We start from the raw sequence: 15,063 nt of genomic DNA, 5'->3' as shown, positions 1-15,063 counted from the left end.
AGGATCCGCTTAAGCTCGCTGGAACCAGACGATGCAGGCGATGATCTGATTGAGACCATAGAGGAACTTCCCAAAGTGGCCCGGCACCTGCATCTTCCCCTGCAGAGCGGCGACGATAAAATCCTGAAACTGATGAACCGTCCCTATTCCATGAAATATTTCTCCGCCCTGCTTAATAAAATAAAAAAGACCGTTCCCGAAATGACTTTCGGAACCGACATCATCGTGGGCTTTCCCGGGGAAGGCGAGCAGGAGTTTGGGCAAAGCTACAACGCGGCCAAAGACCTTCCCTTAAGCCAGCTGCATGTCTTCAGCTATTCCAAAAGACCTCAGACCAAAGCCGCCGAAATGCCCGGCCAGATCCCCGAAGGGATAAAAAAAGAGCGGTCCCAAAGAATGCGGGAGATGTTCTCCCAAAAACAGCACCAGCACTGGGGTTCCTTGTCCGGGCAAAGTACAGCCGTCCTGTTTGAAGTCCAGGATAACGGGAAGTGGTCCGGTCTGGGGGAGCACTATTTTCGGGTCACGGTCAGGTCTGATGCTGAACTCAGGAACAAAATGCTGCCGGTGAAGCTGCTCACGGCCAATGAACAAGGCATGGACGGGGAGTTAGCGGACTGAAAAATATTTAGCCACAAAAAGCACAAAGGACACAAATCAGCCACGTTTAACGTTATTACGTAGTAACGTTATAACGATTTATGTGCCTTTTGTGGTTAATAGTGGGAAATCGTGATTGAACAAATGTCCAAGACCTTTTACATAGAGACCTACGGCTGCCAGATGAACGTTTACGATTCGGCCTGCATCTCATCGCTTTTAAGCGGAGCCGGGATGAACAAGGCTGAGTCTTCCGAACAGGCGGATGCGGTGATCATCAACAGCTGCGCGGTGCGGGGGCACGCCGAAGAGCGGGTGCTGGGCCGGGTGGGCGAGCTAAAAGGCCTTAAGTTGAAAAAGCCGGGGCTCAAGCTCATCTTCTGCGGCTGCGTGGCCCAGGAACAGGGCAAAACTCTGCTGGAGCGCTTCAAGCACCTGGATGCGGTGATCGGCACCAAGAGCTACACCGAACTACCGGCGATCCTGGACCGGTTGTTTATGGAAGACCTCCAGCTATGCCGGGATGACATCTCAGTTCCTTTTCAAGAGAACGGACTGGGTCCGGATTTCATCGGGCAGGTCACCGCCCAGCTGGCGGTGATGCGGGGCTGCAACAACCATTGCAGCTACTGCATCGTTCCCTATGTGCGGGGGCCAGAATCCTCCCGCCCGGCTCCGGTGGTGATCAGCGACATGGGGGTGCTGGCTCGGCAGGGGATCAAAGAGGTCACCCTGGTGGGGCAGAACGTCAACTCGTACCGCTGGCAGGATATCAGCTTCTCCCAGCTGCTGCTGCAGGCCTGCCGGGTGGAGGGGATCGAAAGGATAAGGTTCATCACCTCGCATCCCAAGGATCTCAGCGATGAGCTCATCGCCGTGATGGCGGAACAGCCCAAGATATGCCAGCACCTGCACCTCCCCCTGCAGGCCGGCAGCGATAGGATACTGGCCCTGATGAACCGCAGATATACCATGGGGCATTTTGCCTCACTTGCCGCCAAAGCCCGGCAGGCCATGCCCGGTCTGGTACTGACCACGGACATCATTGCGGGATTTCCCGGCGAGACCGAAAGCGAGTTTCAGGAGACCCTGGCAGCTGTGCAGGGGATCAGATTCGACGGGGCCTTTACCTATAAGTACTCCCAGCGCCCGGGGACGGCGGCGGCGGATCTCCCCGGTGAAGTATCCGAAGGTGAGAAGCTTAGAAGGTTGGACCTGTTGATCAAAATCCAACAGGCGATCACCATAGAATCCAACCGGGCCGACATCGGCGAAACTCACGAAGTGCTGGTAGAGAAAGAAAGCAAACGGGCCAAAGGCCAGTTCATGGGCCGGACGGGGGGGAACAAGACAGTGGCAGTAAATTCCGGCAGGGAGCTTAATCCCGGCCAACTGGTGAAAGTGAAGATAGAAAAGGCCACCCAGGCCACTTTGACCGGAGAGGTCGTCCAATGATTTTTTAGGCAGCAGGTTTGCTGCCTTTTTTTATTCCAAAAACACTCAAAAAACTTGACAAATCAACGATTTAGCCTTAAACTAATACGTTATGCCATCAAGCTTTGTAAAGATAACCAAAGGTCTGATTTTTTCCGCTATTTTCTGCCTGCTTTTGGCTTCCCCGGCTTTCAGTGGTGGAATTTTGATCCCCATGGACCTCAACCAGTCCGATCACCTTAAGGCCTACGGAGTGGTTTACCGCTGTTTGCAACAGGGGATCAAGGTACAGTGGCTTTTGAACTTTCGGGGCGGGTCATTTCTGACCGATCAAGATCAGATGGTGGGCCAGCTCTGCAACCTGCGCGGGGTAAGCTTCTCCATAGTTTCCGACGGCGATATCCAGTCAATATACGGACAGATGGAGCCGGCCAACATGGAACGGATCGAGCTGGAAAAAGCTCCCAAGTTGGCGGTCTATGTCCCGCCCACCTACGATCCCTGGGATGATGCGGTGCGCCTGGTGTTGGATTATGCCGAGGTGCCCTATGCCACTCTGTGGGACGAGGAGGTGCTGGCCGGGGCCCTGTCGCAATACGACTGGCTGCACCTGCACCACGAGGATTTTACCGGGCAGTACGGCAAGTTCTACCTGAACTATCAGAATACAGACTGGTACCGGAATGATGTAAAGGTCAATACCAGGACGGCCCAAAAACTGGGATATAAGAAGGTCAGCAAGTTGAAACTGGCGGTGGGACAGGAACTCAGAAAGTACCTGTTCCAGGGGGGATTCCTGTTCGCCATGTGCTCGGCCCCGGCCACCCTGGACATCGCCCTGGCGGCGGCCGCCACCGACATCGTGCCCCGGGAATTTGACGGGGACCCGGTCGATCCCGGCTATTCTTCCCGGCTGGATTTCAGCCAAACCCTGGCCTTCCGGGACTTTTCGCTGATGGTTAACCCCTATGTTTACGAGCATTCGGACCTCGACGTCACCCAGGAGGCGGCGGCCCGCGGAGCCCAAACCTACTTTACCCTGTTCGATTTTTCGGCCAAGTACGACCCCATATCCTGCATGCTGGTGCAGAGCCACGTGGCGCTGGTGCGGGAATTCATGGGACAGGACACGGGTTTCAGAAGGTCAAAGATCAAGCCGGGGATCGTGATCCTGGCCGAAGTAGCCGGCAGCGAAGAGGTAAAATACCTGCATGGGATCTACGGCCAGGGGAGCTTTGCTTACTACGGCGGGCATGATCCCGAGGACTATCAGCACATGGTGGGCGACCCGGCAACCGACCTGAGGCTTTTCCGCAATTCTCCGGGCTACCGGCTGATCCTCAACAACATCCTGTTCCCGGCAGCCAAAAAGAAGCAGCTTAAAACCTGACAGACAAGCAATCTTTCATGAAAAAAAACAAGCACCGCAGCCAAAAGACAGAAAAAATCAGTGTTGTCCCGGCTGGCAGTTATTTAAGTATTTTTCTTGACGGTCTCAAGCCCTATATCTGGCTGCTGCTGGCAGTGGCGTTGGTCTATGGGCAGACCATAAGGTTTGGCTTTGTCGGGTACGATGATGTCAGCCTGGTCTCCCGGCAGGCGGGGCAGGCACTTGACCTCGGGCGCATAAAGGCGGCCTTCAGCGAAAGCGCCTTTGGATCCGGCCCCGGGCTGTTCTTTTACCGGCCGCTGCTGGCGGTTTCCATTTTGTTTGACTCATTCCTTGCCGGTAACAAGCACTGGATATACCATTTAAACAACCTGCTATTTCATATTGCGGCAGTTTGGCTGGCCTTTGGCCTGTTTGTCATACTTAAGTACATTCGCCCAGCTGCTTTTGCCGCAGCCATGATCTTGGCTGTTCACCCGGTACTGGCCAGCGCTGTATCCTGGTTGCCTGGCCGCAACGATTCCATGCTGGCTGTCTGGGTTTTGGCAGCGATGATGTTTCACCTGCGGTTCCTTGAAACTAAAAGGATCATAAATCTGGCCGCTCAGGGAGTTTGTTTCTTGGCTGCACTGTTTACCAAGGAAACGGCCCTGGCTTTCCCGGGGGCAGCTTTGGGAGCTATATTCTTATTGACGGACAACGGAGTTGAAAAATCCAGGAAAGTGATACTATCGGTTTTAACCTGGCTGGCAGCAATTTTATTATGGTACCTGGCCAGGTCGTCGGCCATGGCGATGTATGATCCGGCCCCATTGTCTTTCTTACTCCCAAGGGAAGTTCTTATCACGCTGGTTTCCGTGTTCGGAAGGATAGGTTTGCCGTTCGATCTGACGCTGGTGCGGGACCTCAAAGACATTAATCTTGTTTACGGTCTGATATCTCTGGCGGCCCTGATTGCAGCAGCTGTTATCGGGGGAATAAGGAACAAACGAACTTTCACCTTCGGGGTAATCTGGTTCGGTTTGTTTCTTCTGCCGGGCCTGTTTTTGGCCGGAGACACCAACGCCTTTCTGGACCACAGGCTTTACCTGCCGCTGATAGGCTTTCTGATCTTATTGCTGGAACTGAAAATATTAGACCTGCCTGCCGGGGGCAAAAAAAGAGAGATAGGATGTTTCTTTCTGGCATTGTTGCTGGGAGCATTATCTTTTGCCTATAGCCGAAGCTTTAAAGACGACCTAAGCTGCTGGACCAGGGCAGTAAAAAAATCACCAAACTCGGCGCTGGCCCATAATGCGCTGGGCCTGGTATATTCCCAAAGAAACAATCCTCAGGCGGCCGAGAAGGAATACCTGAAAGCCCGGCAAATATCCCCAAAATTTGTCAAAGCCGGTTTAAACCTGGGCATCCTCTACCTGAAAAACGGCCGGCCGGAGAGCGCCGGGCAGGTTTTACAGGAAGTGCTGGCGGTCAGACCCGATCTCCCCGGGGCCAATTATAATCTGGGCGTGGCCTACCAGCAAAAAGGCCAGGAGGATAGTGCGCTGTATCACTATCAACAAGAACTAGAGAATGATCCCAGGAACGAAGGGGCTTTGGCCGGGACCGGAACGATCTACCACCAAAGAGGCGACCTGGGCCAGGCTTTGTGCTATTACCGGAAAGCTCTGGAGATCAAAGGCGATGATCCCGGCGTATTGGTGAACCTGGCCTCGGTTTACCAACAGCAGGGCAATCTGCCGGAAGCGGAAAGAACATATCTGAGGGCGATAGGGGTCAACCCGGGAAGCGCCGAGGCCCATTATAATCTGGGACGGTTATATCAAAAACAGGACCGGAGGCAGGAAGCGGAAATTGAATTGAACAAAGCATTTTCCTTAAGGCCTTCACTGAAAAGCAAAACAAATAAATGACCAGTATGTTCTTTACTTCGTCTGTAAAGCATAGCCCCCATCTCAGTACGGCGTTTCTTTTTTGTACCGCCAACTAAGAAAAAGAACCAAAAAGAAAAAACTCGTCGCAAAATACTATCCGGGCGCTGCGCTTCTCGCTGACGGCGGGCTTGTCTGAACTCGGGCTTTGGCCAGCCCTCAAACATGCAGACAAGCTTTTAACCGCCGTCAACTGCGATGCTCACTGATAGTATTTAATGCGACATCCCGGGGTTGGCACCGATTAATAACCTGTTTACTATTCTAATGGAACAAATATTAAAAAATAATCTCGGTAAGATATGGAAACTCAAATAAAATACAGCCAGAAGATCCTTGATCTGATCCGGGAGCACGGCACACCCCTGCAGATCGCCTTTGGAGCCAAGGCGGCGGAAAACCTGAAGCGAGCGGCGGAGGCGCTTTCTCCTTACGGATGGCAGGGCAATATATTCTATTCCTACAAGACAAATCCGGTGCCGGAGGTTCTGAAGGTATTGCATCAGAACGGGGCCGGGGCCGAAGTGATATCGGAGCGGGAGCTGAACCTGGCGCTCGATCTGGGAGTAAAGCCCGACAGGATAGTGTTCAATGGGATATACAAATCTCCCCAGGCCTTAAAATCTGCGGTGGAAATGAAGATCAAGTGCATAAACATTGACGCCCCGCAGGAGCTTGACACTCTCGAAGATCTGGCGAAAACCGCCAAAGAAAAGATTGCCGTAGGCCTGAGGGTCCGTCCCTCGGTAGGCTGGCAGGGGCAGTTCGGGCATGTGATCAGGGACGGCTCTGCTTATGCCATGGTCGAAAGGATCACAGTCAATAAAAAGATGGACATTAAAACGATCCATTTCCATCTGGGCAGCAGTGATTATGAAACATATCGCCGGGCGATTGACGAAGCCCTGGAATTCATAAAAGCCATCAAACTCAAACTGGGAGCTGACATAAGGGCCCTGGACATCGGCGGCGGCTTTCCCGGCAAGGACATGCGGCTGCTGACCCTGTGGGAGCAGGGCTGGCTGAGGCTTTGGGATAGGCCGTGGCCGGCCCCGGTGGCAGGGCCGGATGACGGATTTGCAATACTGTCGGAGGCAGCGGGATATTTCAAACAGGCCAGAACGAAGTACGGTTTGGAGAGCCTTGAAATGTGGACCGAGCCGGGCCGTTTGATAACTGGGGATGCTCAGATTCTGGCGGTCAGGGTAGTAGGTCTGCGAAGGTCAGGCTGGAAGCAATATGCCATTGTTGATGGCGGCAGGGTGGGCGCTGCCGGGCCACTAGTGGGCGAAACCAGGAAAGTGTCTGTTTTGGGAAAGAGCAGCGGGGCTGAAAGAACTTATGACATTGTGGGCCCCACCTGCATGCCATGGGACCGGCTGTTTGCCGGGGTTCGGCTGCCGGAGCTGGAAATGGGGGATATATTGGTGATCGAAGGCGCCGGGGCTTATTTTGTACCGATGGAAACTGAGTTTTCGTTTGCCCGGCCGAAAATAGCAACAATTGACGAATAGGCGGCATTTTGAACAAAATCAAACCATCTGTTTTTATCTTGGGAGGGGATTTTCTGGGTTTGGAAATGTCCCGAGAGCTTTATGAAGCAGGTTATACAGTTACGGTCATCGGCCATGGGAAAAATGACATCGCCCTGCATACCAGGAAAGCCCGGGGGATATCCATGCCCTTGCCCGATGTCGATCCCGCTGGTCTGCTGGAGGAATTATTAAGATTAGCCAAAAGCGAACCGGGCCTTAAAGTTCTGTTAGGTGTGAATGAAAAATGCCGCAAGTGGATCTCCGAATACCATAAAGAGCTCGCTTCCGAATTCAAAACTCTTTTTTGCGACACTGAGATACTGGAAAGTTATTTTGATAAATGGAACCAGATGCAGATGTCGGCGACGGCAGATGTCTCGGCCCCAAATTCGGCGATATTGGACAAGGATGAAACCCCCACCAGAAAGTTAAAATACCCGCTGGTGGTAAAACCCCGTTATAGCCCGAAGACGATCTCATTCAGGGATAAACTCGGTTCCAAGGTGCTGATAGCCCGTAACCAAGCCGAATTGAACGAAGCCTGCCAAAAAATAAAGGAAGCCGGGTTCTCTCCTTTGATCCAGGAAATGGTGCCGGGGGTGGACTTTAATCAGTTCTTATTCGGGGCTGCCGTTAAAGACGGGAAACCTTATGCAGTATGCATGATGCAAAAGGTTAAAACTGACCCCTGGCCTTATGGAAGCGGAGTGATCGTCCGCACTATCTACCACCAGGAGCTTTATGAGGCTGGGTGCAAAATGCTGGCCGATACCGGCTACAGCGGCATCTGCGACATAGAATTCATGCGCAACTGGGATACCGGAGAATTTGATTTCATCGAATTCAATCCCCGCTATGGTTTGGGTCAAAGGGTTTCCCAGATGGCCGGCGCCGGCATGGCGGAAATGGCGGTGAAGTTGGCCACGGGAGAGACCCCTGATGTTCAGATTATTGCCAGGCCCGGGTATTTCTGGGTTTATTTTGATGAGTGGATAAAGGGAAAAGTCATGCCCTGGCGTAATCAATTTATCAAGCAATTACTCAACAAGGACAACACTGCAAAAATACTATATCCAACAGATTGCAAACCTGAGGCAATGCATTTGGCCAATATTACAAGATATAAGCTGCGCCGCATATATGGGAAAATAAAAACAGTGTTTTCAGTTTCCCTTGTAGTCCTTTCAAATGTAATTGAAACAAATCTATATTAGGTGATAGTTTGGAAAGAATGGAAGACCTATGGAAACGCCGGTACGATTATCTGGCTTTGAAAAATATACCGGACTGGCAAAAATCTTGTTGGTGGGACCCGGAAACGATATTTGCCCAACAAAAATTCATTTTTAAGCAGGCAAAAGAACTATTCCACCAAAAAATAAAGATAGCCGATATTGGGTGCGGGCCTGGTTACTATTATCAGCTGCTCTCGGATATGGGGCATGAGGTCGTGGGAATTGATTATTCCTTGAATACACTGTTACTGGCAAAAGAAAGGAATCCGGCCCAGGCTCAAAAATTGAGCCAAGCCGACGCCAACCACCTTCCCTTGAAAAGCGGGACCTTTGACCTGGTTTTGGGAATGGGCATTTTGTTGAGCGCGGAATATCCCGTAAAATTGGTGAGGGAGCTCCACAGGGTGTTAAAACCGGACGGAAGGATACTTATTACCACACTTGTTCAGCAAGGTCTTTGGGAACTGCCTTTTTATCCGCTTTATTGTCTGCGGAACTGCGACGGATTCCCGTCAACGGATTCTTTTCCCCTTAAGCTGATCAAAAGTCAGCAGACACTTTGCCCCAGACCGGTCGATGATCCGGAAATTATTATGAAGAGATACACGGTTAGAGCAATTAGAAAATCTCTTACAGATCTGGGTTTTGGCAGCATCAAATTACGCTTCCAGGGCAGGTTCCCGTTTTTTCCCCACCTGCTGAACTCATTCGTCCTGAATGCCAGCGCAGTTAAAAAATAAAGTAGCATCCATTAAAGACTGGTGAAACAGAAAAATGGGCGCCAAACAATAAGCAAAATCAGCCATGCCGACAAAAAAAATAATGCTGGTCAACATATACGACGGGCTCTATGGGGGTGACTGGGTCGGCCTGGCACCTTATGTCTTGAAGGCTTATGCCGGGCAGTTTGAGGTCTCAAAGAGTTTTGACATTGCCACCAGTCAATTCGGCCGTCAGGATTCAGTAGGAAAAATCGTACGTAAGATCAAAAGCGAGGATCCGGACGCGGTAGGGTTTTCGCTATATGTTTACAACATCCGAAAAACACTGGATGTGATCAAGCAATTGGATTGTATTGTTATTGTTGGAGGACCGCAGGTTACCGGCGTGGAGAAAGATCTGTTGGCTGGCAACCGGAAGATCGACATAGTGGTGACCGGGGAAGGGGAGAAAGCATTTAAAGAACTTTTGGAATATTTCGCCGGGCTGAAGAAGATAGAAAACATACCGGGAACCACCACCAGAAGTTCTCAGGTTGCTCCGAGCATCGAGATGATAGACCTAAACAAGATCCCTCCGGTTCACGGTCAGATAGTTCGGGATCACCCCAGGGCGGAGAATATCTGCATTGAAACCTCTAGGGGCTGCCCCTACAGATGCGGATACTGCGCCTGGGCCATTGACAAGAAAATGAGATACTATGACATGGGACGCATTCTTGGAGATTTCGAAACTATCTGCCGGCAGCCGGGGATAAAAAACATATACCTGGCCGATGCCAGCCTTTTCTTCAATAAGGAAAGGGCAAAGACCGTACTGGCGCATATAATCAAGCTATCCCCGAAGAAGAAATTCTACTTTGAACTCAATCTTGAACATGTCGATGACGAGCTGATTGACCTGATGGCGCAGCTTCCCAATCAAGACTTCAGTTTTGGCATTCAGGCGGTGGATCCAGAGCCCAATGAGAAAGCCGGGCGAAGCTTTGATCCGATACTTTTCCGGGAACGTTTTCAAAGGATTTCCGGGAAACTTAGGAAGGCTCAGCTGCTGGTGGATATCATTTACCCCCTGCCCGGCGATACTTTGGAGGGCTGCAAACGGAGCATCGAATTCGCCCTGAGCCTGGACAAGGTGCATCTGATAAAGTTCAACCCCTTGATCCTGCTGCCGGGTTCGGAATTCTTCCGGAACAGAGAGAGATACGGGTTCAAACTCAGGGATGATGTCGTCCGTACGGTGGAGGCTTGCAACACATTTCTTCCGGAGGATGTGAAACAGGCCATAAAATACGCCAATTACACCTGCCTCATCCAGGCAAACTCCAAGTTCAAATCTGTCATCCGCTTGGCGGCAAAGAAGAAAAACATAGGGATGCTTGAATATATGGATGAGCTGGTACAGACCCTGCCCTTTGACCTGTTCGACGGCGGTGAACTGCCTGAGATGATAACCGCGGAAAGGGATGATGAAAAATATTTTCTGGGGATGGTGCCGGCCTATCTTAATTACGGCAGGCTGATAAAACATTTTAAAGAGCACACCCGCCATGAATACGATCATTTGCTGGCGGGATGGATTACTTCGTTCGGGGATCTGGGGATAGGAAAGATGGGACCGGGCTCATGGGTTAAGGTCCTGTGGGCGCTAATAAACAGGAGACTGGCCGGAGCTAGGACGTCCACCGTTACCAGACGGACCGCTTATTAAAAGCCCTGAACGCTATACAACATCACCGTTGTGGTCAAAGTGACTGAATGATAAAGCAGAGTTCAGATAAAAAATCAGATCATCATGTGTCCTGTCAATAAACCATTCTTAAGAGATTGGGCGTTGGATAGAACGGCCTATTTCACGGCGGCAGGATCACTTCCGGCTGACTGGGACAGTCTGTTCACGGGCAGTAGTTTGTTCAATTCCAGAGGATATCTGGCTCACTTGGAGCAGACCAACCCGGTATGCCAAAGGTATTTCTATCATCATTCACATTCCGGGACTGGGACCGCCGGAACGCTGTACTCAACGAGGCTGCCTTTTCGCATAGGGCCGTTGTTCTTGAGCTTGCCGGTAACCGTTTGCGGCATTCCCATGATCTACGGCAGCCAGGCAGGATTTGCCCCAGAAGAGAATCTTTCGGTGGCAGCCCAGGCATTTGATGATGGGAGATATAAGGGTTTTCAATGGATAGTGGGATTGAAACAGCGGGGCGGGGACATCACAGGTTGGAGTTGGAAACGATTTTTATTAACGGTTGACATACGGGTCAGATGGGATGATTTCGGCCAATATCTGGCATCAATGAGGTCAGATTACCGCAAACAGATCGCAGCTTCGCTGAAAAAGGGAAAGGACACAAAATTCATCCAACATACCGGAAATGAGTTTACCGATGAAGATTACAAACTCTTTATGGCTGTCCATAAGGCCGCAAAGGATGACAGCGATCCATTATTGAAGGAATTTTTCAGGTTGTTTCCCGTCAAACATCATTATATCAAAATGAGGTGTGGAGATTCAGTATTGGGTTGGGCGCTGCTGGTCCCGGACGGCAAAGACCTTCATCTGCTGTATATCGGCTACGATGTGTCTAAGAACAACAAATTTGATACGTATGTGAATTTACTGCTGGGATCGGTCAGATACGCCATTGAGAACAAGTATAGTTGCCTGAAAATGGGGCAGACCGCAGAGCTCACAAAAATGCGGTTAGGGGGAACACCCTCGGAGAGATACCTTCTTGTCAGGCATTCAAACCTTTTTGTGAATTGGATAATATCAAAAACAGATATATTTAATTTCCGTAAATATTATCCCGTACTACATGTCTTTAAAACACGTGAAAAATAAAAGCAAAACAAAAGTATTTGAAGCTGGTCACAGTTGGCATTGGCCGGCCGTTTATGCAACCATCATTGCGCTGGTCATCCTTTCTGCAGTCTATCCTGCTTCCGACCCAGACATTTACATCATGTTGGCCTCCGGCCGCTACGTGGCCCAGACCGGGCATGCACCCACGATAGATCTGTGGAGCCATACTGCCTACGGCCAGCCCTGGCCCTTTCACGAATGGCTTTCCAGCCTGCTGTTCTACGGCCTTTTTGCGCTCTGGGGAATCAATGGGATCATCTTATTCAAAGCGGCGGCCCTGGTACTGGCTTTTCTACTGGGCTTGCAGATCATGCGACTAAGAGGGGCATCGCCCTTTGCTTCTCTGCTGACCTCGGCTCTGGCTTTGTTGCTGCTGAACCATGCCTTTGCAGAGAGGATCCAGGTGATCAGCTTTGTATTTTTTGTTTTATCGCTTTACCTGTTGGAACTTTTCCGTTCCGAACGGATAAAAAAAGAGGTATTCTTTTTAAGCACCGCAGGAATGTTCGTAATCTGGGCCAATATGCATTTAGGTTATATTATCGGCCTGGGCCTTTACGGGTTAGCATTAATCGATGGATTATTTGCCGGGTTTATTAAAAAAGGCTGGACATTTTTTAAATGGTCAGTGGCCGCATTCTGTCTGGCTTTGCTGGCCACGGGACTAACCCCCTATGGTTTCAGCCTTACCGTGGACAGTTTAAAGGTTTTTGTTGAACCAGCCTCCAAGGCTTTTGATGTTTTCATTGTGCAATCTGTTTTGGAATACCAACCGCTTTTGTCTCCGGGCTTCTCCCGCGAACCATTTGTTATTTACGGCTTGATATGGATAGGGTTTTCCGGGCTAGGTTTGGCCTTCAATGTCAAGAAAACCAGGATCTCTGAATGGCTGCTGTATGTCGTTTTCATCTGGCAGACGTATCTGGCTACCAGATATCTTTGGTTCCTGGCCTGGCTGTCTTTTTCCTTCACTGCCGCCAATTGGCAGGGGGCGGGGGAGGCCATTTTGCCCAAATTTAAAATGCAAAATGCAAGATGCAAAATCATCAAGCAGGTTTCCTTTATTGGGCTGATACTGGTGATATTGACAGGCGCTCTGCTGTTCCAGCGCAGCGGTGAGCATCTGTGGCAAAGGTTCAGACTGGGCTGGCGGCCCCGGATGAATTCGGAGCGCGGGGTGCAGTTCCTGAAACAGCACCGGGGCGAATCCCGGGTCTTCAACGATTTCGACATAGGCTCATACCTGCTTTGGCATCAGGTCCCAGTCTTTGTGGACGGCAGGGTTCTTCCTTACAAGAACACCCAGGTGTTGCAGGACCAGTTCAAGATATTCGGGGGGCGGCTGGACCTGCTGGACAAGTATCAGATAGACTGGATATTCCTGCCCTACAGTCTGACCGGACAGGTGGCCCAGTTCGAGATGTTCAACAAATATCTGATCGACAGCAAAAACTGGACGCTGGTATTCTGGGACGACGCCTGCCTGATCTATGTTCGGAACAACGAAAAATACCGGGATTTGATAAAAACTTATGGAATGGTGGTCAACCCGGCTCTGCCCGACCTGAGCCTGCCGCCGGAGATCTTCCTGAGGGAAATGGAAGCCAAGGCCCAAGAGGATCCCAAGGCCAGGATGCCGTATGTAATGGCCGGGAATTATTACTTCAGCCGCAACCTGCCGGACCAGGCAGAAAAACAGTTCAAGATCGCCCTGCAGAACGACCCCACCAACGGCATTCTCTTTAACAATCTGGGCAACGTTTATCTGCGGCAGGGCAAGATAGACCAGGCCATAGCCGCCTACAAACAGGCGGTAAAATATGATGTCAACCTGGGGCTGACCTACTGCAACTGGGGCTATGTACTGGAGACTCAGGGCAAGATCAAGGAAGCGGAAAAACTTTACATCACGGCCACCAAGGTTTCGGTCGGCGACGCCTGGCCCTACAACCGGCTGGGCATAATAGAAGCAAATAGGGGCAACCGCTACAAAGCGGTGGAATACTGGCGCAAGGGAGCAGCCCTGGACCCCAGTTCCGAGGCGGCCCAGAATTTGAAAAAGGTTTCCGGCGGGTATTAAAAGCACGAGGGAAGACAGGATTTTCCTGATTTACGGTAATTATTTCTGGTAAATAATATTCAGTAGGGGCAATTCATGAATTGCCCCCTACCAAAAATCAATAATCAATAACAACCATGTCCGAAAAAGCAATATTAGTCAGCCTGGTGACCGGCCGGGCAAACCCCTACGAGGCCGAGGAATCCCTGGAAGAGCTGGGCCGGCTGGCCAACACCGCCGGTGCCCAGGTGATAGACATAGTGGTCCAGCGTCGTCAGCGCCCGGACCCGGCCTATTTCATCGGCAAGGGCAAGGTGGAGGAATTGGCCAAGGGGGTGGCCGACAGCGGGGCCACCCTGGTGGCCTTCGACCACCCGCTTTCGCCCAGCCAGGCCTTCAAGATCAAGGAAGCTGTGGGCTGCCGGGTGATAGACCGCTCGGAGCTGATCATGGACATCTTTGCCCTTCATGCCCGCACCGCCGAAGCCAAGATCCAGGTGGAGATGGCCCAGCTGCAGTACCGCTTCTCCCGCTTGGTGGGGGCCGGCCTGCAGATGTCCGACCCCGGCGGCGGCATCGGCACCAGGGGGCCGGGCGAAAAGCAGCTGGAACTGGACCGCCGGAAGATCAAGGACCGGATCTCCGCCCTGAAGAAAGAACTGAAGAAGGTGGAGGTCCAGCGCCAGACCCAGCGCAAGTCCCGGAGCCAGATATTCAAAGTGGCTCTGGTGGGATATACCAACGCCGGCAAGTCCACCCTGATGAACCTGATGTCCAAAGCCGGGGTCAAGGTGGAGGACCGGCTCTTCGCCACCCTGGACGCCACCACCCGGCAGGTGGTGCTGGCCTCGGGCCACAAATTCCTGCTGACCGACACCGTGGGCTTCATACGGCGGCTGCCCCACCAGCTGGTGGCCTCGTTCAAGGCCACGCTGGAGGAGGTGGCCGAGGCCGACCTGATGTTGCACCTGGTCGACACCCCCCACCGGGCCCGGCAGGAGGAGATGGACGCGGTCCATGCCGTGCTGAAGGATCTGAAGATAGACAAGCCGGAGATCCTGGTCTTCAACAAGATCGACAAGCTGGACGCCAAGACCCTGAGCGAACTCAAATGGAGCCATTCCAAAGCCCTGTTCATCTCGGCGCTGGAAGGCAGGGGGCGCAGGGAACTGGAGCAGGCGATAGCGGAACGGGTAACAGGGAACTGATCTCAGGGAACTGATTATTGGGTTTGGATTACAGGGGTTCAGTTCTGATTGGACAAATCCCAGGGAATAAAAGGCCATAGTCA

11 protein-coding genes (1 of these 11 only partly in view) are annotated in these 15,063 nt (G+C 51.7%); all 11 read left to right on the top strand.

The features are described from left to right. A protein-coding gene (gene mtaB / locus HZA73_10405; protein MBI5806441.1) for a tRNA (N(6)-L-threonylcarbamoyladenosine(37)-C(2))-methylthiotransferase MtaB crosses the window boundary here: on the top strand, nt 1-621 show its final stretch. The gene continues 621 nt to the left of window position 1, outside the view; 621 of the gene's 1,242 nt are visible here — the last part of the coding sequence; its start codon lies beyond the left edge, outside the window; it ends in the stop codon at nt 619-621. A gap of 123 nt (nt 622-744) precedes the next feature. Continuing rightward, the gene (gene miaB, locus HZA73_10400) at nt 745-2,055 is read left to right on the top strand and encodes a tRNA (N6-isopentenyl adenosine(37)-C2)-methylthiotransferase MiaB (GenBank protein MBI5806440.1); all 1,311 of its coding nucleotides are present in this window, start codon (nt 745-747) and stop codon (nt 2,053-2,055) included. 124 nt (nt 2,056-2,179) lie between these two features. Then, nucleotides 2,180-3,424: an asparagine synthetase B gene (locus HZA73_10395; GenBank protein ID MBI5806439.1), complete on the top strand. Its 1,245-nt coding sequence runs from the start codon at nt 2,180-2,182 to the stop codon at nt 3,422-3,424. Between the two features lie 17 nt (nt 3,425-3,441). After that, nucleotides 3,442-5,337 carry a tetratricopeptide repeat protein gene (locus HZA73_10390; protein MBI5806438.1) on the top strand — a complete coding sequence of 632 codons (1,896 nt, stop codon included), beginning with the start codon at nt 3,442-3,444 and terminating at the stop codon, nt 5,335-5,337. Between the two features lie 320 nt (nt 5,338-5,657). After that, nucleotides 5,658-6,869 (top strand): hypothetical protein, encoded by a 1,212-nt coding sequence (locus tag HZA73_10385; GenBank protein ID MBI5806437.1) that lies wholly within the window; start codon nt 5,658-5,660, stop codon nt 6,867-6,869. Nucleotides 6,870-6,877: 8 nt separating this feature from the next. Beyond that, nucleotides 6,878-8,104, top strand: coding sequence for a hypothetical protein (locus HZA73_10380; protein ID MBI5806436.1), 1,227 nt, complete (start codon nt 6,878-6,880; stop codon nt 8,102-8,104). Between the two features lie 17 nt (nt 8,105-8,121). After that, a complete protein-coding gene (locus HZA73_10375; GenBank protein ID MBI5806435.1) occupies nt 8,122-8,865 on the top strand; it encodes a class I SAM-dependent methyltransferase in 744 nt (247 codons plus the stop codon). Nucleotides 8,866-8,929: 64 nt separating this feature from the next. Further along, nucleotides 8,930-10,555, top strand: a complete 1,626-nt coding sequence (locus HZA73_10370; protein MBI5806434.1) for a B12-binding domain-containing radical SAM protein — start codon at nt 8,930-8,932, stop codon at nt 10,553-10,555. 378 nt (nt 10,556-10,933) lie between these two features. Then, on the top strand, nt 10,934-11,692 hold the full coding sequence (locus HZA73_10365) for a GNAT family N-acetyltransferase (GenBank protein MBI5806433.1): 759 nt from the start codon (nt 10,934-10,936) through the stop codon (nt 11,690-11,692). Nucleotides 11,693-11,813: 121 nt separating this feature from the next. Then, nucleotides 11,814-13,793, top strand: coding sequence for a tetratricopeptide repeat protein (locus HZA73_10360; GenBank protein ID MBI5806432.1), 1,980 nt, complete (start codon nt 11,814-11,816; stop codon nt 13,791-13,793). Between the two features lie 116 nt (nt 13,794-13,909). Then, nucleotides 13,910-14,980: a GTPase HflX gene (gene hflX, locus HZA73_10355; GenBank protein MBI5806431.1), complete on the top strand. Its 1,071-nt coding sequence runs from the start codon at nt 13,910-13,912 to the stop codon at nt 14,978-14,980. Nucleotides 14,981-15,063: the final 83 nt, after the last annotated feature.

Source organism: candidate division TA06 bacterium (assembly GCA_016235665.1).
Taxonomy (GTDB): Bacteria; Edwardsbacteria; AC1; order AC1; family EtOH8; genus UBA5202.
The sequence above is the reverse complement of the archived record's forward strand: the minus strand, read 5'-3'. Positions and strand labels throughout refer to the sequence as shown.

Coding starts and splice junctions, on each gene's coding strand:
- HZA73_10375 (MBI5806435.1), top strand. CDS start 8,122: ATGGAAGACCTATGGAAACGCCGGTACGATTATCTGGCTTTGAAAAAT.
- HZA73_10360 (MBI5806432.1), top strand. CDS start 11,814: ATGTTGGCCTCCGGCCGCTACGTGGCCCAGACCGGGCATGCACCCACG.
- hflX (MBI5806431.1), top strand. CDS start 13,910: ATGTCCGAAAAAGCAATATTAGTCAGCCTGGTGACCGGCCGGGCAAAC.
- HZA73_10370 (MBI5806434.1), top strand. CDS start 8,930: ATGCCGACAAAAAAAATAATGCTGGTCAACATATACGACGGGCTCTAT.
- HZA73_10365 (MBI5806433.1), top strand. CDS start 10,934: ATGATCTACGGCAGCCAGGCAGGATTTGCCCCAGAAGAGAATCTTTCG.
- HZA73_10385 (MBI5806437.1), top strand. CDS start 5,658: ATGGAAACTCAAATAAAATACAGCCAGAAGATCCTTGATCTGATCCGG.
- miaB (MBI5806440.1), top strand. CDS start 745: ATGTCCAAGACCTTTTACATAGAGACCTACGGCTGCCAGATGAACGTT.
- HZA73_10390 (MBI5806438.1), top strand. CDS start 3,442: ATGAAAAAAAACAAGCACCGCAGCCAAAAGACAGAAAAAATCAGTGTT.